Annotated in this window: 13 protein-coding genes; 4 read left to right on the top strand and 9 right to left on the bottom strand. The window is 60.5% G+C overall.

Going from position 1 to position 19,555, the window contains the following annotated elements:
* Positions 1–83: 83 nt before the first annotated feature.
* From purD to EMO90_RS02220, 4 genes are all read left to right on the top strand, one after another.
* The gene (purD, locus tag EMO90_RS02235; RefSeq protein ID WP_150353851.1) at positions 84–1,349 is read left to right on the top strand and encodes a phosphoribosylamine--glycine ligase; all 1,266 of its coding nucleotides are present in this window, start codon (positions 84–86) and stop codon (positions 1,347–1,349) included.
* A gap of 628 nt (positions 1,350–1,977) precedes the next feature.
* Entirely contained in the window at positions 1,978–4,929 is a 2,952-nt protein-coding gene (locus EMO90_RS02230; RefSeq protein WP_150353852.1) for an alpha-L-rhamnosidase-related protein, read from the top strand.
* Positions 4,930–5,120: 191 nt separating this feature from the next.
* The gene (locus EMO90_RS02225; protein WP_150353853.1) at positions 5,121–7,055 is read left to right on the top strand and encodes an ATP-binding cassette domain-containing protein; all 1,935 of its coding nucleotides are present in this window, start codon (positions 5,121–5,123) and stop codon (positions 7,053–7,055) included.
* Positions 7,056–7,063: 8 nt separating this feature from the next.
* The gene (locus EMO90_RS02220) at positions 7,064–8,695 is read left to right on the top strand and encodes an amino acid ABC transporter ATP-binding/permease protein (RefSeq protein ID WP_190971981.1); all 1,632 of its coding nucleotides are present in this window, start codon (positions 7,064–7,066) and stop codon (positions 8,693–8,695) included.
* A 172-nt stretch (positions 8,696–8,867) separates the two neighbouring features.
* Here the strand turns inward: EMO90_RS02220 and EMO90_RS02215 are convergent, their stop codons facing one another.
* From EMO90_RS02215 to purE, 9 genes are all read right to left on the bottom strand, one after another.
* Positions 8,868–11,600, bottom strand: a complete 2,733-nt coding sequence (locus tag EMO90_RS02215; protein WP_190971982.1) for a glycoside hydrolase family 2 TIM barrel-domain containing protein — start codon at positions 11,598–11,600, stop codon at positions 8,868–8,870.
* A gap of 391 nt (positions 11,601–11,991) precedes the next feature.
* Positions 11,992–12,678, bottom strand: a complete 687-nt coding sequence (locus tag EMO90_RS02210) for an ABC transporter ATP-binding protein (protein WP_150353856.1) — start codon at positions 12,676–12,678, stop codon at positions 11,992–11,994.
* A 5-nt stretch (positions 12,679–12,683) separates the two neighbouring features.
* Entirely contained in the window at positions 12,684–13,982 is a 1,299-nt protein-coding gene (locus EMO90_RS02205; RefSeq protein ID WP_150353857.1) for a hypothetical protein, read from the bottom strand.
* The gene (locus tag EMO90_RS02200) at positions 13,982–14,902 is read right to left on the bottom strand and encodes an FtsX-like permease family protein (RefSeq protein ID WP_150353858.1); all 921 of its coding nucleotides are present in this window, start codon (positions 14,900–14,902) and stop codon (positions 13,982–13,984) included. Before EMO90_RS02200 ends, EMO90_RS02205 begins: the two co-directional genes overlap by 1 nt.
* A gap of 154 nt (positions 14,903–15,056) precedes the next feature.
* The gene (locus EMO90_RS02195; RefSeq protein WP_150353859.1) at positions 15,057–15,455 is read right to left on the bottom strand and encodes a lactococcin 972 family bacteriocin; all 399 of its coding nucleotides are present in this window, start codon (positions 15,453–15,455) and stop codon (positions 15,057–15,059) included.
* Positions 15,456–16,045: 590 nt separating this feature from the next.
* Entirely contained in the window at positions 16,046–16,990 is a 945-nt protein-coding gene (locus tag EMO90_RS02190) for a metal ABC transporter solute-binding protein, Zn/Mn family (protein WP_150353860.1), read from the bottom strand.
* A 415-nt stretch (positions 16,991–17,405) separates the two neighbouring features.
* Positions 17,406–17,807: a Fur family transcriptional regulator gene (locus EMO90_RS02185; protein WP_150353861.1), complete on the bottom strand. Its 402-nt coding sequence runs from the start codon at positions 17,805–17,807 to the stop codon at positions 17,406–17,408.
* Positions 17,808–17,817: 10 nt separating this feature from the next.
* Positions 17,818–19,005: a 5-(carboxyamino)imidazole ribonucleotide synthase gene (gene purK / locus EMO90_RS02180; protein WP_150353862.1), complete on the bottom strand. Its 1,188-nt coding sequence runs from the start codon at positions 19,003–19,005 to the stop codon at positions 17,818–17,820.
* Positions 18,989–19,489, bottom strand: a complete 501-nt coding sequence (gene purE, locus EMO90_RS02175) for a 5-(carboxyamino)imidazole ribonucleotide mutase (RefSeq protein ID WP_150353863.1) — start codon at positions 19,487–19,489, stop codon at positions 18,989–18,991. Before purE ends, purK begins: the two co-directional genes overlap by 17 nt.
* Positions 19,490–19,555: the final 66 nt, after the last annotated feature.

Below are 19,555 nucleotides of genomic sequence, written 5' to 3'. Positions count from 1 at the left end.
AAACGAGTAAAGAAGGTCCGGCAGTCGGGCGGCGGACACGATCGAAGCCGTCCACTCCGGGCCATATGGAAAGGCAGACAAACATGAAGGTTCTGGTCATCGGTTCGGGCGCGCGCGAGCACACCATCGCGTACACGCTGCTCAATTCCCCCTCTGTCGACGAGGTGACCGTCATCCCCGGCAACCCCGGTATGGAGCGCGACGGCATCAAGACCTCGCAGCTGTCCACATCGAATCACGCCGCACTGTGCGATTTCGTCAAGGACAACGGCATCGACTGGGTGTTCGTCGGTCCCGAGGTGCCGCTGATGGAAGGCATCGTCGACGACTTCGCAGCCGCTGGAATCAAGGCGTTCGGCCCCACCAAGGCCGCCGCCCAAATCGAGGGCTCCAAGGATTTCGCCAAGCAGATCATGGAACGCTACGGCATCCCGACCGCCGCCTACCGCACGTTCGATGAGCTGGCGCCCGCCGAGCAGTACGTGCGCGAGCATGGCGCTCCGATCGTCATCAAGGCCGATGGCCTGGCCGCCGGCAAGGGCGTGACCGTCGCCATGGATGAGGCAACCGCGCTGAAGGCGCTTGAGGACATCTTCGTGGACCACCGTTTCGGCGCTGCCGGTGCCAAGGTCGTCATCGAGGACTTCCTCGAGGGACAGGAGTTCTCACTCATGAGCTTCGTGAACGGCGAGGAGTTCTGGCCCATGCCGATCTCGCAGGATCACAAGCGCGCCTATGACGGGGACAAGGGCCCGAACACGGGCGGCATGGGTGCATACAGCCCGGTCCCGCAGATCGGTCAGGATGTGGTGGACACCGCCATCGAAACGATCGTGCGGCCGATGTGCAAGGCCATGGTCGCCGAGGGCGTGCCGTTCACCGGCATTCTCTATGCGGGTCTCATCGCCACCGCCGATGGTCCGAAGGTCATCGAGTTCAACGCCCGCTTCGGCGATCCGGAAACGGAAGTCGTGCTCCCCCGCCTGACCTCCGACCTCAACGCCGGCATCACCGCCATCCTCAACAACGAGACCCCCGAGTTCACGTGGACGGACAAGGGTGCCACCCTCGGTGTGGTGCTTGCCTCCGACGGATATCCGGACAACGTCATCAAGGGCGCCCACATCCCGGATATCCCCGTGGATGAGGACTCCCACGTCTACTATGCAGGCGTCGCCGCCGGCGAAGACAAGCACTCGCTCGTGGCGAACTCCGGCCGCGTACTGTTCGTGCAGGTGCATGCCGACAGCATCAAGGCCGCGCAGGACAAGGTGTACGGCATCATCGACGGACTGGATACCACCGGCATGTTCTACCGCCACGACATCGGCGCCAAGGCACTGCAGTAAGTCCGCAAGGCATTTCCATCGGCTAGCCGAGAACTGACGAGAACGGACGAAGGAAAGACACAGCCGGGCGGCGACGTCCCACGGCTTCTCCGATGAAAAACCGAGTCCGTCCAAGTCCATTGTCCATTGGACCATCCGAACCCATCAGATTCGGATGGTCCAATTTGTTTTTGGCGCAGACCCCTTTCGACCCCTTCCGGCCAGACGCCGTCACAGTTTCCCACCGAAACTCCACATCGCGTCCCATGCCAAATCCCATACCGAGACGTCATCCGCCAAACCACGCCATCCGCCGGACCACACCCACTGGCGAGCCTCGCCAGCCAGCGAACAATACCCATCCAAAATGGGACTGGAAAGGGTTGCGAAATGAGACACAAAACGGGGTCTCTGTGTCTCATTTCGCATCCAGTTATGAAATGGGACGCGAAATGAGACACGGACGGGACATGGCGTGTCCGAATTCGCATCCGGTTTCGAAAAGGGTTGCGGTTTGAGACACAGGTAGAGCGACAGGTAGAGCGACAGGTAGAGCGACAGGTAGAGCGTCCTGCATCCAAAATGGGACGCATCGCCTCATCGTCTATACTTGATTGAAGATGACCAAAACCGATCAAAGGGGATTGCCATGAGCTGCACAACAGCGAGTCATGTCCGCCACATCCGCATCAACGATCGCATCGAGCCGGTGGATCTGGATCCGGCCAAGCCCATACGCGTCAGATGGTGGCCAGCCGCCGAATCGGGGACCGGCCCGTGGCGCGTCAGCATCTACAGCCGTCCCGACGTGACGAGCCTGAAGCCCATCTGGCAGTCGGCCACCGTAGATCTCCCCACGCTGGACCTCGATGGATTCCATCCCCTCGACTCCAGCCGCTATTGGTTGACCGTCGATGACGCCTCGGCGGGCGCAACGCAGGACAGCGCCGTCGTCACGTTCGGCACGGCACCGGCCGAAAACGACTGGAAGGCCACCCCGATCTGGGCCGATCCGTCCACCGCCATCCAGCATGCCACCGCGGCCGATCCGTCCGAAGCAGTGTCACCGTCCGAAGCGGAATCGCCGTCCGGAACAGACCAGTACGAGCCGGTCTTCTCTCATCTCACCGAGGAATCGAGCGATGCCGGCGATGCGTTTTTCCAGCGTCCCACCATCAAGCAGACCGAGCACAACGGCCTCGGATGGGCGTTCCTCCGCGGCGTCTTCACCGCGCCGGACCAGCCTGTCCTGTGGGCCACGCTGCACATGACCGCCGCCAGCGTCAAGCCGGGCCGCCAGTTCGTGTACCGTGCGTGGCTCAACAACGCGTTCGTCGGCCTCGGCCCCACATTCCCGATCGGCGACGAGGCCCGCACGGACGGCTTCGACGTGACCGATCTCATCCGCTCCGGCAAGCGCAACGCGATCGGCGTGATCGCCTGGACGCTGGAGGATCAGCGGTTCCTCGCCCAGCTCGATCTGGGTCTTGCGGACGGCAGCGTGCTCCACTTCGGCACGGGCGCCGGATCACCAATCCGCAGCAACGACGCCGGCGACAACATCATCACCGGCGAATGGACCGGCATTGTCGGCAACGCCGCATATCCCGATTCCCTGTCCACCGGCACGCAGTACTGCGAATCCCCCGCCGAGGATCTGGACACCCGCTTCTATCCCTTCGCCCTGAGCGACCCGGACGCCACGACCCCGGTCGCCGCCACGACCCCAATCGCCGTCCCAACCGTCCCGACCGACCAGGAAGCCGCATCCGTCCCGACGGACTGGCCGGCCGCCATCGCCAAGCCCGCGTTCGCGCAACTCGTCCCGACCCCGACGGACAAGGTCGCGGTCGAGTACAAGCCGGCCGCCAAGGCCACGCTGACGGACAACGGGCACGTGATCCTCGACTTCGGCCGCGCGTGGATGGGCGGCATCCGCTACGTCCCCGCTGCACTCGGGCCCGCCGCGCAAACCGAGAACACAGCGCAAACCGAGAACACAGCGCAAACCGGGTCCGCCGCGCAAGTCACGTCCGCCACCGCGCAAACCGAGCCCACCGCGCAAACCGAGCCCGCCCCGATCGCCCTGCGCATCCGCTACGGCGAGGTCCTCAACGCCGACGGCTCGGTCAAATACCAGCTCAGCGCCTTCAACACCTACGAGGAGACCTGGCGCATCGCCGCCGAATCCCACGCAGCCGCCGAATCCCGCAAGGATCTCGAATCCTGGGGCCTCAAGGTCTTCCGCTACGTGGAGATCATCGGCGCCGACGACCCCGCCTCTCAGGCCGCGGTCCAGGCCATCGCCAGCCATCCCGAATCCGTGAGCGCGGCGGCGATCGTCTACCCCATCAACAACGCCTCCGCCGAATTCCATGCCGACAACCGCACGATCAACACGGTGTGGAATTTCTGCCGCAACACCATCGAGGCCTTCAACGGCCCGATCTACGCCGATTCCTGGACCCGCGAGCGCGCCGCCTACGAGGCCGACGCGTGGCTGCAGTGGCGGTCCCATCTGGCGCTGGACGATGCGCCAAGCCTGGGCGAGTACTCGATCGACTACCTTATCTCGAACCGCACCTGGCCCACCGAATGGCCGCTGTATCTGATCCTCGCCGTGCACGACGGATGGATGTCCACCGACAGCCTCGATCAGGCCCGCCGCGAGTACAGCCATCTGCAGTCGCTGCTGCCGGACAGGTATCTGGACGAGACGTCCGGCCTGATCGTCAAGGATCCGGGCGATTCGAGCATGACCGACGGCGATCTGGTCGACTGGCCGCCGGCGGAGCGCGACGGCTTCACGTTCGGCCGCGTCAACACGGTCATCAATGCCCTGTCATCGCAGGCCTATGCGGACATGGCCGATCTGGCCCGCGCGCTGGGTCATGCCGAGGATGCCGATCGCTATGCAGCCGTGGCCAAGCGCATGCGCGAGGCGATCCACGCCAAGCTGTTCGACGATTTCCAGGGCGCCTATGTGGATGGTCTGGACACCGGCGCGGACGGCAGGCCGATCGATCATGCGGCCGAGCATGCCTCGGCGTTCGCGCTGGCCTTCGCCGAAGTCCCGGTCGACCGCATCCCGCGCATCGGCCGATTCCTCGCCGCCAAGGGCATGGCGTGCAGCGTGTACACGGCCGCCGTGCTGCTTGAGGGCCTGTACCGCGCCGGCTTCGGCGAGACGGCCAACCGGCTCATCGCCTCGCACGAGCATCCGCGCAGCTGGTGGAACATGATCCTCTCCGGCGCCGGCGGCACCTCCGAAGGATGGGATGTGTCGATCAAGGGCAACACCACCTATTCGCACCCGTGGGCGGCGAGCCCGACGTACTTGCTGCCGCAGGGCATGCTGGGCATACGTCCGATCGAACCCGGATACCGCGTGTTCGCCGTGCGCCCGCAGCTCGCCCCGAACCACGAGGCCTCCGCGACCATCCCGACCCCGTACGGTCCCATCTCGGTTGCGGCCGCACGGGCCAAGGGCAAGGATGGAAGGACCGCCCTGACGCTCACCGTGCCCGCGTTCACGACGGCCGAGGTCACGGTCGACGGCGCAACCTCCCGCGTGGAGGGGCCCGCCACCGTCACGCTGTAGATCCGCGCGCCTCTGGCACGCCTCTGGCACGCATCCAACACGCATCCAACGCATACGGCGCACGTGGAAAGGGGAAAAGGGAAAGGCCATTTCCCCTTTCCACGTGCGTCCCAAATGCCTCTTGAGCTTCCCATGCGCTCCTGTTAGTCTGAAATCTTGGAAGAGTTTCGCTCATTCAAGACGGGTATTGCATGATTTCCATAGTTCTGACGGGACTGCCGGGCGCGGATATGCGCCGGTCGGTCCTCATTGGTCTGTTCGCGGCCCTTGGGTCGCTCATTGAGGTGGCGATGGTGCTCGTCATCTGCTTCACGGCGGGCGATCTGCTGGGACTGGGCGTCCCGGCATGGACGCGTCCCGTGACCGGCGATGCGACGGTGGCGCTGATCGTCCTCATCATTCTGCTGATCGTGAAATTCGCGCTTGGATGGGCGGCCAACGCGCTGTCCACGCAGGTTGCGGGCGCGATCAACGACGCCCTCGCCGACGCGATGTACATGGGCATGTTCCAGGCCGATCGCAACGAGTCCGGCAACGCGCAGCGCGACGATGAGGCCAAGCCGCTTGCCAACCAGTCCCTCGCGATGCTGTCCGTGGAGGGCGTCAAGGCGATCATCAACTACTTCACCGGCTACATCCCGAACTTCGTGCAGGTCATGGCCATGATGGTCGTGACCGCCGTGACGATCATCCCGCTCAACTGGGCGGCCGGCCTGATCCTGATCCTGGGCATGGGCGTCCTGCCCATGGCCGCGAACGCCTCCCGCAAGAAGGACGTGGCCGTGCAGACCAAGCAGCTCAAGCAGTACGAGCATGTGGGCCTGCGGTTCGAGGAGGCCCTGCGCGGTCTCAACACGCTCAAGATCTTCCACGCGGACGAGCGCGAGGCCGAGCGTCTGTACGGCGATTCCGAGGGCTTCCGCCGCATCACGATGGCCGTGCTGGCCGGGCAGCTGCGCTCCCTGATCGCCTCCGATCTGGTGATCTACGTTTCCGTGATTCTGGCCGCCTTCATCGCCGCGCTGACCGGTTCGGGCAGCCCCGAGGCGCTGATGACCACGGCGATCGTGGTGATCGCCGGCGTGCGTCTGTTCGCCCCGGAGCGCCAGCTCGTGTACCTGACCCATCAGGCGGTCGTGGCCATGAAGCAGGGCAAGGCGATCGCCGCGGCCCTCGCCGTCGGCCGGAACGGGGACGCCACGGACGAAGTCGACAACAACACAGACGAAGCCAACAACAACACGGACGAAGCCGCTCAGCCCGCCGAAGCCCCGGCCAAGCCCCAGCCGCTCAACATCAACGACGGCATCAAGGCCAAGGGCCTCACCTTCGCCTATCCGAACGGCTTCACCGCCTTGCGTGATGTGGACCTCGACCTGCCGGTCATGGGCCATGTGGCCGTGGTGGGCCCCTCCGGCTCCGGCAAGAGCACGCTGGTGAGCCTGCTGACCGGCGAGCGCCGCGACTACACCGGCAGCCTGAGGATCGGCGGCGTGGAGCTGCGCGACCTCACCCAGCAACAGCTCATCGACGTGGAGACGCCCATCCGCGGCACCGACCACCTGTTCAGCGGCACGCTGCGCTACAACCTCGATCCGGCCGCCCACGGCTACTCCGCCCAGGCCTTCGACAACGTGCTGCGTGGCGTGGACATGGACCGCGAGATCGCCGGTCGAGCCGGTGATGATAACGCCTACGACGCCAAGGTGGGCCCGCAGGGCGGTAACTTCTCCGGTGGCCAGAAGCAGCGTCTCGTGATCGCACGCGGCCTGCTGCGCCACACGCCCATCTACATCTTCGACGAGGCGACCAGCGCCGTGGACCGCGACCACGACGAGACCCTTGCCAACCTCATGACCGTCCTCGCGCAGAACGCGCTGGTCGTGACCATCACGCACCGGCTCGCCGGCGTGCGCAATGCGGACCAGATCATCGTCCTCGACCACGGTTCGGTGGCCGAGCGCGGCGATTTCGACTCGCTGCTGGCCCGCAACGGCCTGTTCGCCGCCGAATGGCAGGAGCAGGAACGCATCGAGAACACGGCCGCCGGCGCGGCCAACTCAGCCAACTCAACCAACTCAACCAACACGGCCAACACGATCGACAGCACGGAGGCGGCACGATGATCGCACGCATGTTCAAGCAAATCCGTCCTCTGGCCGGCGTGGAGCTCAAGGCGATCGCCTGCGGCTCGCTGGGCCATCTGCTCGCCGTCTTCGCGGTGATGCTGGGCGTCCACGGGGCCGTCTCGTGGTACGAGGGCCGTGCGTTCTGGCCGCAGGTCGTCGCCGCGATCGTCTGCGGTCTGCTGGCCGGTCCGTGCGCCTACGGCGAACAGCTCAACAACCATGAGCTCGCCTTCCGCCTCCTGCGCGACATCCGCACCGAGGTGTTCAACACGATGCGCCGGCTCGCGCCCGCCAAGCTCAAGGAGCGCGGCCGCGGCAATCTGGTGACCATGCTCACCGAGGACATCGAGCTGCTGGAGCTGTTCTACGCGCACACCCTCTCCCCCATCGCGATCGCCGCACTGTGCACGGTGGTCAACAGCGTGGTGCTCGCCGTGATCAACCCGTGGCTGGGCCTGGCCGCGTTCGTGGCCTACCTGCTGGTGGGTCTGGCGCTGCCGTTCGCGTTCAAGGACGTGACGTTCCGCACGGCCCTGCAGGAGCGCGAGCGCCAGGGGCAGCTGCACACCGATCTGCTGGAGTCGCTGGATGGCCGCCGCGAGCTGATCGCCCTTGGCGCCAGCCGCAACACGCGCGATCGTCTCAAGGCGGACACGGATGCGATGACCAACGCACGCCGCAAGACCCGCAAGGTCACCGGTCTCAACTCGATCATCACCGACGCGCTCACCCTGCTGTGCCTGGTCGCGTTCGCCGCGATCGCGTGGAGTCTCATCCAGTCCGGTTCGCTGGCCGATCCGGCCTTGGCGCTGGCCGCGCTGGGCGGATTCGCCGTGTCGTTCCCGCCGCTGATCGCCGTCTCCCGTCTGGGCTCCGGCATCCAGCCCACGTTCGCCGCCGCCCGCCGCGTGTTCGCGCTGATGGATGAGACGCCCGCCGTGCGCGAGCATGAGAGCGACGAGGGTGCGAAACTGGGCGCGTTCACCGGCCTGAAGGCCGAGGACGTCACCTTCCACTACCCGGACAGCCGCGACAACGTGCTCAAGGGGTTGGATCTGACGATCAACCCGGGCGATGTGATCGGCATTCAGGGCGAGAACGGCGCCGGCAAGTCCACGCTGATCGACATCCTCATGCGCTTCCGCGACGTGACCGGCGGCAAGGTCACTGTTTCCGACCAACCGATCGAGGACATCAACACCGCCTCGCTGCGCGCCGCCGAAACGCTGGTGAGCCAGGACACGTTCATCTTCTCCGACACGCTGGCCGGCAACATCGCCGTCGCGCGCCCGGACGCCACACGCGAGGAGATCGCCGATGCGGCGCACGCGGCCTGCCTGGACGAGGTGATCGACCAGTTCCCCGACGGTCTGGACCACATGCTGCTGCGCAACGGCTCGGAGCTGTCCGACGGCCAGAAGCAGCGCGTGGCCGTGGCCCGAGCCTTCCTGAGCCGCGCCCCGTTCATGCTGTTCGACGAGCCGACCAGCAACATGGACGCGCTCACTGAGGGTCAGGTGATGCGCGCGCTGATCGACCAGCAGCACGGCCGCGCCTACCTGATCGTCTCGCACCGCCCCGCCGTGCTCGCCCACGCCAGCCGCATCCTCACCATGGAGAACGGCCGGCTGGGCTGAGCGTCCTCTTTGTCATCCTGAGCACTGAGCCGTTAAGCGGGCAGCCTTTGTCATCCTGAGCGGAGCCCTTTAGGGCGAAGTCGAAGGATCCTTGGCCATTGCGCATAAAGTTAAGGATCCTTCGACTCCGCTCCGCTGCGCTCAGGATGACGGAGTGCCCGCTGCGCTGCGCTCAGGATGACGGAGCGCCCAGCCCAACGCTCAGCCCCGGCAGCCCATCGGCGCGCACGTCGATCGCCGCATCGGCCGGCAGATCGGCCAACTCCCCCGGCATACGGAGCACGGCCTGAGCCCGGCCGAAGTACGTGGTGCACCGCGGGTCGGCGAACTCGTCCGGCGTGATCGGATTCGCGCTCATCACGCCCTCCAACACCACGCCGGCGTTCCGTGCGGACTCGTTCAGCGCCGCCGCGATATCACGATCATCGGCCGACTGCACCACGCCATCGCCATCCGTGAGCGCCAGATCAATGTAGATCAGCGTCCCCTCACGGAAACGCCCATCACCCCGCGCATACGGCGACGCCAGCCGCTCCACGCCCGTCGCGGTCAGCCGCACCTCGCGTCCGGCCGACCGGATCGCATCCCGTCCGAGCTCGTTGCCATCCCGGTCAAACGTCACGGCCGTCAGCTCCCCCGGCTCGTAGGGCAGCAGGAACTCCGCACAGCATCGGACCACCGGCTGCTCGTCAACCACCCGGCCGTTGAGCTCCAGCCGCACGCGGTCGCCGCCCGAGAACACCTGCACCGCGGCCGTGCGATCCTCGAAACCCCGCCACGACCAACTGCGCACGCCGTCATGCCCGCGTTCGATGAACCGCATGGTCCGGTTGAGCCCGTGCCGGCGATCATAGCCACTCAGCCGCAGCGTGTTGAGCACGCCGTCGAGGATGCGCGAGCCGATGTTGTGCCCGCCCACCGGACCGCCGTACAGCAGGGTCATGGGTCGCACGGTGATGTAGGGCGCGTGCCGCACGCCGGTGACGATCATGCGGTAGTAGGCCTGCTCGGTGGGCCGGCCGGTGATGTCGACGAGTCCGCTCGCCCCCAGCAGGGCCGGGTAGCGCCGGTAGGGGGCCGTGCGGATGCCGGCGAGGCCAAGCCGGTCGCCGAACTGCCGCTCCCATCCCCCGGCCTCGCGCGCGCCCGCATACGCCCAGGCGCTCACCGACGCCTCGCCGATGTAGTCCCAACCGGTCCACACGAAATCGCCGATCACGTACGGCAGCCGCTTGATCTCCGGCCAGTTGCGGATGATGTCCTGTGGATAGGTCTCGCTGGCGCAGAACACGCGCTCGGGATTGCGACGGTGGAAGTACGCCGGTCCCTCCTTGCAGTAGTTCAGCCCGGCCACATCCACCTTGCGGAACACGTCGCGCGTCTGCCGGCCCATGATCCCGGTGCGCAGGGCGAGTGGCATGAGCCGGTCGATCAGCGTGAGCATGGCCGGTCCGGAGGCGTGCTCGAGCGTGGTGTTGAGTCCAGGCTCCCCTTCCACGCGCGGATCGGACTGGTCCGGCTTGGCGCGGGTCTTCGCGGCGAGCATGAGGGAAATGGTGTTCACGCAGTCGATGACGGGCCGGGTGCCGTCGAGCGTGCGGATGAGGTTCACCATGCGACGGGCCTGTACGGCGGCGCGCGGCGATTTGGTGTCCGCGATCTCGTTGCCGATCGAGTAGAGCACCACGCTGGGCCTGTTGCGGTCCTTGCGGATCATGGCCGCAAGCTCCTTGGCCCATTCGTCGCGGAAGTGCGAGGCGAAGTCGTGGCTGGTCTTGTGCATCCACCACATGTCGAAGGCCTCGTCCATCACCATCAGTCCGATGCGGTCGCAGGCGTCCAGAAAGGCCTTGGAGAGCGGATTGTGGGCGGACCTGACCGCGTTGAATCCGGCGGCCTTGAGGATGCGCGCGCGACGGAATTCGGCCTGATCCCATGTGGCCGCGCCCAGGATGCCGTTGTCGTGATGGACGCAACCGCCGTTGAGCGCCACGCGACGGCCGTTGATCCGCAGCCCGCGGCGGGCGTCGCAGGTCAGCGTGCGGATGCCGAAATGCTCATCGTGGCGGTCGATGATCGCTCCAGTGCGCGGATCGCGCAGTTCCACGTGCAGCTGGTACAGGTTCGGCTCATTCGGTGACCACAGCCTTGCGCGCGGGATGGCGATGCGCACCTCGTGATCCGCCGGTCCGGTGGCGACGAAGGCGTACGATCCCTTGTCCGGTCCGTCCATGCGCACAACGATGTCCGGCATCGGATCCTCTGTTTCTCCAGTTACGCCCTCCACGCTCACGCCGACCGTGGCCGTTCCATCCGTATCCACGCCGATCGTGCGCGCCCGCACCGCATCCGGACGGATCACCTGTGAGAAGGCCATGCCTGCTGAATCGTCATATGCACTCAGATAATCACTGTTATCGCCGTCCCGCCGCCACAACCACACGGGCCTGTAGATGCCTGAACCGGAATACCACCGGCTGTTCGGCACCTGCGCGTTGTCCACACGCACCACAATCTCATTCGCGCCGGGTTTAAGGAACGGCCGCGCGTCCACGGTGAAGTCCCCGTACCCGTAATGCTGGTCGGCCGCGATCCGCCCGTTGATCCACACGCGGGCGCCGGGGTAGATCCCCTCGAATTCCAGCAGCCACGGGTCGGCGTCTTCAGCGGCTAACGAGACGCCACACGCATCCCCGTCCGCCTCGAACCGCCTGCGGTACTCATACTCCCCGCCCGGGTAGTACCCGGTGTTGTACGCATTGCGGGTGCTTGGATCACGCCGTTCATGGACCATCGCGTCGTGCGGCAGCGCCACGGCCCGCCACGGCCCGTCGCCAAGACGCCTGCCCATCTCGTCCGCAACCTTGCGGAACTCCCATCCCTGATTCCAATCAGACCGTTTCATGCCAGCCATTCTACCGCCGGCGCCCGCGCGAATCGGCAATCCCACCGCCATTCTGGGCGAGTGTGGTCGCCCAGCCGTCATCCTGAGCGCGGCGCGGTTCCCCTTCTGTCATCCTGAGCGAAGCCCGCCAGGGCGGAGTCGAAGGATCCTTAACTATACACACAATTAAGGATCCTTCGACTTCGCTACGCTCCGCTCAGGATGACGGAGTAAGGCCTATGCAACGCTCAGGATGACGAAGCCCATTCCCGTCATCCTGAGCACAGCGAAGGATCCTTCGTGTTTTCGCATTGCTCATTATCTCGCTCGCAAGTAGAAGGATCCTTACCATCGCACATCCTGTTACCAGTGACCCCATTCGGGCATCCCACCGCTTGGCGATTCAGATCATCTACTGATCTTTGTACTGCTCCAGAGCGATCACACGACCGCACTGGGAAACCACCACGGGGTCATGCGTGGCGATGATGATCGTCCTGCCCGCCGCATTAAGCTGATGCAGCAGATTCAGCACACCATCACGATTACGCTCATCCAGCGATCCAGTCGGCTCGTCCGCGAGCACGATGGAGCATGGTTTGAGCTGCAGTCTGGCAATGGCCACACGTTGCTGCTCGCCGCCGGACAGAGTGTGGATGGGTCGGTCAAGATAACCGGCATTCAGACCCACGCTCTGCAACGACTGGACCATAAGCTGCTTCCCGTCCGATCGGCCCGACGATTCCTTGGGCCGATAGGCCAATGCGAGACCGAGGTTGTATTTGACGGTGGCATCGTCGATGAGAGCATAGTTTTGGAACAAATACCCAATACTATAACGCAGATATTGGGTCGCCTTATCACTACGTGGTTTAGGTGCCGACTGCCCTAAAATGCGGATTCGTCCACGATCAGGGGATTGCAATAGACCCAGAATGTTCAACAATGTTGACTTACCGGAGCCGCTCTGACCAGTCAAAGCAATCATTTCACCTTGTTCAATGCGTAAATTGACATCATTGAACACAGATGAACCGTCAAACGTCTTACCAATACCGGTAAGGACATACGCAGGGACGTTAGAATTAGGACTGGGCATGGCTATCAAAACTCCTTTAACTGACGAACCATGGAACGGGATTCAACAAGGCTCATAGCTGCAAACATAACAAGAAATTCAACAATACCAACAGCAAAAAGAATCAAGACGAGCGGCACAGCAAACCTAGGCAATAACTCCAGTCCAGCAAATTTGCTGAAGCAAAAAGCAAGAACAATACCTAAAGCATTTTGTATAATCCAACTGATGATGATCATACGGATAGATTCACGTTGCGAAGCCATCTTCCCATAACCAAGAAGGCGACGTACAACACACCGTTTTGCATAACAAGCGTAAGATATACTTACGATGACAATTTCCAATAGCAATGCAACAAGAAGCATAACAATGGAAGCAATACCTAATGAGGTTGCCGTTTGCTGCAAATCATAGGCTTCCTGCAGTTTGGCATCACTGACGCGCACCAAATACGGAAGATTATCATCAAGCTGCAATTGTTTGAGTAATGGCTGAAGATCACGCATAGTATCTTGAACACTTCCATTGACAAGTTTGACTTTAAGTCTAGTATCAATTTCACCGTTAATGGAATTCAATCTGTCCCAAGTAAGACTATTACTATTCGTCATTACCTCAATAATTGGATCAGTAATCATATTATTGTCGGATGAATTCACAGTCGTATCAAAACTAAAGATTTTCTGATTTGACTGAATCCATATGATGCGAATATTTACATGTTGAACTTGAATCGAAGGATCACGTCCTGTAATTTCCTTTTCGGATGACATAAGATCCTCACGCTTAGTTTTTATGGTTTGTCTAATGGATGTTTCTTGCGATTTGTATTTATCAGGAACAAGAACAATCCAACTGTAGTCATCCTCGCCAATTTTTACAGTAGAACCACCAACATCATAAACAGGATATTGATTGAGATAGTTTATATTGACCTGAATAGAAGGAGTAGGCAAACCCTCAATATGCTTATTCAAAGAAGCATCCTCATACGGCTCTGCATCAATGAAAATTGATCCACGACGATTAAGCTCTTCATATAAAGTGGTAGCCTCATTAACCTTATTCTGAGGAAAAGCAGGACGCTTTTGCCCTTCATACGTATCATAACCGATCATATGAGGATAAAATACAGCGTAATCGTTTGTTTTAGACCATGATTGAGCTTCAGCTTGCTTAACACGAAACTCAGATAACTGACTTCCCGCAATGAGTATAATAACAGCCATTATTCCCATGCAAAGAATCTTAAAGATCATCACAGCAACAAGAAGGCCATTCAAGCCATTTGAACGACTTTCAACATTTACCTTTTTCCTCATCACAGATATCCTTTAATTAAATCACTTATTTTAATACGAGATATTATTATCATACTTGTGCAATATGCAGCAGTTATACAGAATAATAGAGAAACAATCATACTACCATACAAATGGAACACGAAACGTCTATCAACATTATGTAATACAGCCAGTATTATTGCACCAATCAGTATCGAAATCAAAGAAAAAAGTGAAATGTACCGCCCATTGATTTGCCACCAAACTTTTCGTTTAGAATAACCTAACAACCTCATTACACCTATCCCTTTACCATATCTTGCCACTAAAATAATAGATAATACTAAAGCACATAATGCAGCGATAATACAAACAGCAGTAATAATAACTATTCCATAATTTATTTCTTTTTGCTGTGTTTTCTTGTATTCAAATTGTTCAATTGTCAAACTTGGCTCATACTCTAATGATAGCTGAAGTAGATACTTCATTGCATTATGAAATTGACCGACGTCATGTGTTTCCAGAACGTATGTTCCCGAAGTGGTCAAAGAGGTAAAAGCATATTGCAAAGAAGAAATTGTAAGGTCATACCGATCACCAACCACATTCGGCACACCAACCACTTCGTCCACACCCAAGGCCTGTGCAGACAACGTGCTTACCGCGATATTACGATTCTGAGACTCCTCGGCAGTGATCCATCTGCCACTATGCAAGCTGTAATCACGAAATAATGTCGTACCTTTACTCATCATGACATATGTGTTGATTTGATTTCTCCCCGAGGGAAGGCGCAAAGAAGAGGCTCGCAAGATGTTAACCTGTTGATCCGTAACAATAGTACGAAAAATGGACAGAGCTACTTTCGGATCGGACAAACTCTTCTCAGCAGGCCACACAAAGGGCATACCTATTTCCTGAGCAACATTCGCATCTTGTTCTTCACGAATCATCATGAGTCGAATTGCAGAAATCACCGGCATTGCAAAGAATAGAACTGCGAGTAAGGAAGCAAGTACGCGTCTCATCACTAACCTCTCGAACTAAGGTGTGCGGCAATGATATTCATTGCCGCACACAACAGGAAATCAGGCATTAAGGCTCATGCCACTAGAAGGTGTTGCACGTATCAAACCATCCACCATCAAGATCAATTTTTGCCCAATCCCTCGCAGCAGCATAGTCAGTTTTATCTCGATCACTGATTGCAACTGCAGCAGAATGATACTTATCCTTATGAATATAATGAGAATAGCAGCGCTTCACATTAAACCCATTAGCATATGAACCATAATTCCACGTTCCACCTCCAACATTCACCGTTGTGAGCGGAACTGCCTCTTCCATATTGTTGGCTCCAATTACGAAATTTCCTTCAGGAACATCGTACACAACACCAGATTCACCAAATTCAGGAGTCAGTTCATAGGCTTGAGCGATGGACACCCCGATGCCAGTCGTCAAAGCAAATCCAAGAGCCGCAGCAATAGCTGCAACTTTTTTCCCCATTCATAGTATTCCTCTTTCAATCAATGACTTCGTCGTGAATTGATCATTCCTGTAAGCTTGTTAAGCTTACAGGAAAAATATACGTCCTAGCATTGAAATATTCAAGTATCTCATCTTTGAGATACAAATCTCATCTACGTAGATTATTTAATAACAACATACTATCCTAGACGACAAACGATTTACTATTTTGACTCTGTGAATAAAATCGATTTTAGCTTTCAATCATTCTCCACCAAACAATCACATTTGCAAGATACGCCTAGAATCCAGCAAGTCTTCCTGAGCGAGGCGCGGTTTCCATCCTGAGCGTGACAAAAACTTTTCGTCATCCTGAGCGAAGCATAGCGGAGCCGAAAGATCCCTGGCCATCAAGCACGCAATCATGGTTCGGATCTGTGCAGACAGTTAAGGATCCTTCGACTTCGCTACGCTCCGCTCAGGATGACGGGGTAAGGCCTATGCGACGCTCGGGATGACAAGATAAGGACTATGCGACGCGCGGGATGACAAGGTAAGAACTATGCGACGCTCAGGATGACGTAAGGACTTCTTGCCTCACGTGGCACCCTGACAGTTCGCCGCCCCGCTTACTTCACCGCGGCGGCGAACTGGTCCACGAGGGCGTCCATCCAGTCGAGCAGATCATCGTACTGGCTCGGCATCTGCTCGGTGAGCTCCACGATCGGTACGTTCGCGGACTTGGCGGCGTTGGTGATCTGATCGGTGGTGGCGTCAGCCTCCTGCGTGTTGAAGACGAGCAACTTGATCGAACCGCCGGCGAGCGTGTCCGTGTACTGCTTAAGATCCGACGGGCTCGGTTCGCTCTCGTTGGCGGAGGCCTGGGCGTAGCCGGACGGGGTGGCGTCGGTCATGCCCAGATCGTCGGCGAGGTACCAGGCCACGGACTCGGTGGCGGCGTAGGGCTGGCCGGAGAGCTTGGCGGAGGCGTCCTTGATCTTGGATTCGAGCTTGGTCTCGCGATCCTTCCACGCCTTGTTGAGTTCCTCGAACTTGGCCTGGTTGGCCGGTTCGGCGGCGATGTACGCCTTGGTGATCGCATCGGCGGTCGCCTCACGAGCCTTGGCGGAGAACCAGACGTGCGGATTGTCACCCTCCTTCACGCCCGCGGTTTCGGCCGCGTCCACAACGGTGGCCTTGGCGGACGAGGCGGCCTTGGAGGCCCACGGGTCATAGTCGGCGCCGTTGACCACCACCACCTTCGCGCCGGTGAACTTGGCGACGTCCTGGCTGGTGGGTTCGTAGTCGTGCGCTTCCACATTGGTATTGGTCATGATCTCGGTGACGTCCACCAGATCGCCGCCGAGGTCCTTGGCCACGGAGCCCCACTGGTTGATGCTGGCGACGACCTCAATCTTGGCCGGCTGGCTCGAGGCTCCACCCTCCGCGGCGGCCTGCGAACCCGACTGGCCCGCTTCGGCGCTTCCGCACGCGGCGACCGCGAACAGCGTTCCGGCGGCAATGGCGGCTGCGGCGATCCGCTTGGTTGCGGACATGATCGATGCAATGGACATGATTCGTCTCCTCTTTCCGACGAATTGGTTTGTTTCCTTCGGCCAATTACCATACCACGATATTGAAATCGGTTATCATTAGCGTGTCGCAAGGCGCCGAGATTGCGCCAACTGCGTATTCGGGGGTTATTTTGACCATCTGCGAGGATCTATCTGCATAATCAGGGGCCCCCAAGTCAACGCCGCCTTATACTGAATCGATTCAAATTAAAATGAATCGATTCAACCACGATTCTAACGCCGCGCACCGTCCCCGATTAGGCATATAGATGTCCGCGCGAGCCGAAAAGTACCCCTGATTATGCAATTGCCCGGCACACACACACACACACAAAACCGCCCGGCCGCGAATCCATCGCGAACCGGGCGGTTCATCCATGCAAGCCCATGCAGGCCAATCAAACAGCCAATCCCCTCAGCCCTGCTCCTTCTGGCATTCCGGACACAGGCCAAACACCTCCACCGTATGGCTGGAAACCGTAAAACCGTACTTGGCCGCGGTCTTGCGCACCCACGTCTCGCTCGGAGGCTCGATCTCCACCGTACGACCGCAGCGCGTGCACACCAGATGGTGATGATGCTCGTCATCGCCGCACAGACGGAACATCTGCTGACCGCCAAGACGGATCGTGTCGGCGGCCCCGGCATCGGCCAACGCATTGAGCTGCCGGTACACGGTGGCCAGCCCGATATGCAGTCCGTCATCCTCCAGCTTGCGGTGCAGATCCTGCGCGGAGATGAACTCGTCGCACCGCTTCAGGGCCTCGCGGATGCTCTCCTTCTGCTTGGTCTGCCGTTCCACACGTTCAATCGCCATACAGCCGGCCTCAGTCCTGCTTCTTGTACGGCTTGAGATCGTCCCAGCAACCGGTGGCCTCAAGGGCCTCCACGGTCGCCGCGGTGTCATCGGTCAGCACGGTGATGTGGCCCATCTTTCGATCATGGCGGACCTGCGCCTTGCCGTAGTCGTGCACATTCCACTCCGGGTGCGTGGCGATCTGCGCGCGGGTGGGCATCACATGCTGTCCAAGCACGTTGACCATGACGGCCGGGCTCAGCAGCTTGGGCTGGATGAGCGGCCAGCCGGCGATGCCGCGGATGTGGGCGTCGAACTGGTCGATCGAGCAGGCCTCGATGGTGTAGTGGCCGGAGTTGTGCGGCCTCGGGGCAAGCTCGTTGACGATCACGCGGTTGTCCTTGGTGACGAACAGCTCGATGGCGAGCGTGCCGGCAAGCTCGAAGCCTCGTGCCAGACGCAGGGCCAGCTCGTGGGCCTCCCTCTCGATCTCGGGGCTCACCTCGGCCGGGGCGATGGTCATGTGCAGGATGTTGTTGCGGTGGTCGTTGCGCACGATCGGGAACGTCACGAAGTCCTTGCCATTGCCGGACACCAGGATGCTCGCCTCGAACGCGAAGTCCACGAAGCTCTCGAGGATGGACGGCGGGAAGCCGCCGCCGCGGTCGCCGCGCGCGCGGATCTTCTCAAGGTCGGAGTCGTTGCGAAGCACGTGCTGGCCGTGGCCATCGTAGCCGCCGGAGCGGGTCTTGAGCACGCACGGGTAGTGCAGCTCGTCAATCGCCGCATCCAGCTCGTCGAAGTTGTTGACCTCGCGCCATGGTGCGGTTTCGGTGCCGTGCTCGTTGATGAAGGTCTTCTCATGGACGCGGTCCTGCGTCACGCGCAGCAGATCGGTGCCCTGCGGCGCGGCCACCAGATGGCGCACCTCGTCAATGGCCTCGGCGTCCACGTTCTCGAACTCGTAGGTCAGCACGTCGGACTTCTCGGCCAAGTCGTGGATGGCGGTCTTGTCGTCGTATTCGCCCACCACCTGGAAGTCGGCCACCTGAGCGGTCGGGCAGTCGGGGGTCGGGTCGAGCACACCGATGCGGAAGCCCATGTACTTGGCGGACAGGGCCATCATGCGGCCCAGCTGTCCGCCGCCGATGATGCCGATCGTGGCGCCCGGCTGCAGCATGGTCACCGCGCCGTTGGTTTCCTCAGACAAGCTGGGCATTGGATTCGGCCACCTTCTCCTTGAGTTCGTCACGGTAATCCTGAAGGGCCTGCGCCAGACGATCGTCGTTCGTGGACAGGATCTGCACAGCCAGCAGGCCGGCGTTGGTGGCGCCGGAGTTGCCGACGGCCGTGGTGGCGACCGGGATGCCGCCGGGCATCTGCACGATCGACAGCAGCGAGTCCCATCCGGACAGGGCGTGCGAGCGCACCGGCACGCCGATCACCGGCAGGGTGGTCTGGGCGGCGACCATACCAGGCAGATGGGCGGCGCCGCCCGCGCCGGCGATGATGACCTTGAAGCCCTTGGCGCGCGCCGAGTGGGCGAACTCGCCCATGAGCTCCGGCGTGCGGTGCGCGGAGATCACCTGCTTGTGGTATGCGACGCCGAACCGGTCCAGCATCTCGCACGCATGCTTCATCGTCTCCCAGTCGCTCGCCGATCCCATGACCACGGCGACTTCGGGCTTCTGTTCCTCTGCCATGACGGCAACCCTCCGCTCAATCGAGAACTTAATGAGAATAACAACCACTGTACAACGCGGGGTTGC

The sequence above is a fragment of the Bifidobacterium vespertilionis genome (genome assembly GCF_008698145.1).
Lineage (GTDB): Bacteria > Actinomycetota > Actinomycetes > Actinomycetales > Bifidobacteriaceae > Bifidobacterium > Bifidobacterium vespertilionis.
The sequence above is the reverse complement of the archived record's forward strand: the minus strand, read 5'-3'. Positions and strand labels throughout refer to the sequence as shown.

Bases quoted from the DNA above. Each gene is read 5' to 3' on its own strand.
- purD (WP_150353851.1), top strand. From the start codon at position 84: ATGAAGGTTCTGGTCATCGGTTCGGGCGCGCGCGAGCACACCATCGCG.
- EMO90_RS02205 (WP_150353857.1), bottom strand. From the start codon at position 13,982: ATGAGGAAAAAGGTAAATGTTGAAAGTCGTTCAAATGGCTTGAATGGC.
- EMO90_RS02225 (WP_150353853.1), top strand. From the start codon at position 5,121: ATGATTTCCATAGTTCTGACGGGACTGCCGGGCGCGGATATGCGCCGG.
- EMO90_RS02220 (WP_190971981.1), top strand. From the start codon at position 7,064: ATGTTCAAGCAAATCCGTCCTCTGGCCGGCGTGGAGCTCAAGGCGATC.
- EMO90_RS02215 (WP_190971982.1), bottom strand. From the start codon at position 11,600: ATGAAACGGTCTGATTGGAATCAGGGATGGGAGTTCCGCAAGGTTGCG.
- EMO90_RS02230 (WP_150353852.1), top strand. From the start codon at position 1,978: ATGAGCTGCACAACAGCGAGTCATGTCCGCCACATCCGCATCAACGAT.
- EMO90_RS02200 (WP_150353858.1), bottom strand. From the start codon at position 14,902: ATGATGATTCGTGAAGAACAAGATGCGAATGTTGCTCAGGAAATAGGT.
- EMO90_RS02190 (WP_150353860.1), bottom strand. From the start codon at position 16,990: ATGTCCATTGCATCGATCATGTCCGCAACCAAGCGGATCGCCGCAGCC.
- purK (WP_150353862.1), bottom strand. From the start codon at position 19,005: ATGCCCAGCTTGTCTGAGGAAACCAACGGCGCGGTGACCATGCTGCAG.
- purE (WP_150353863.1), bottom strand. From the start codon at position 19,489: ATGGCAGAGGAACAGAAGCCCGAAGTCGCCGTGGTCATGGGATCGGCG.
- EMO90_RS02185 (WP_150353861.1), bottom strand. From the start codon at position 17,807: ATGGCGATTGAACGTGTGGAACGGCAGACCAAGCAGAAGGAGAGCATC.
- EMO90_RS02210 (WP_150353856.1), bottom strand. From the start codon at position 12,678: ATGCCCAGTCCTAATTCTAACGTCCCTGCGTATGTCCTTACCGGTATT.
- EMO90_RS02195 (WP_150353859.1), bottom strand. From the start codon at position 15,455: ATGGGGAAAAAAGTTGCAGCTATTGCTGCGGCTCTTGGATTTGCTTTG.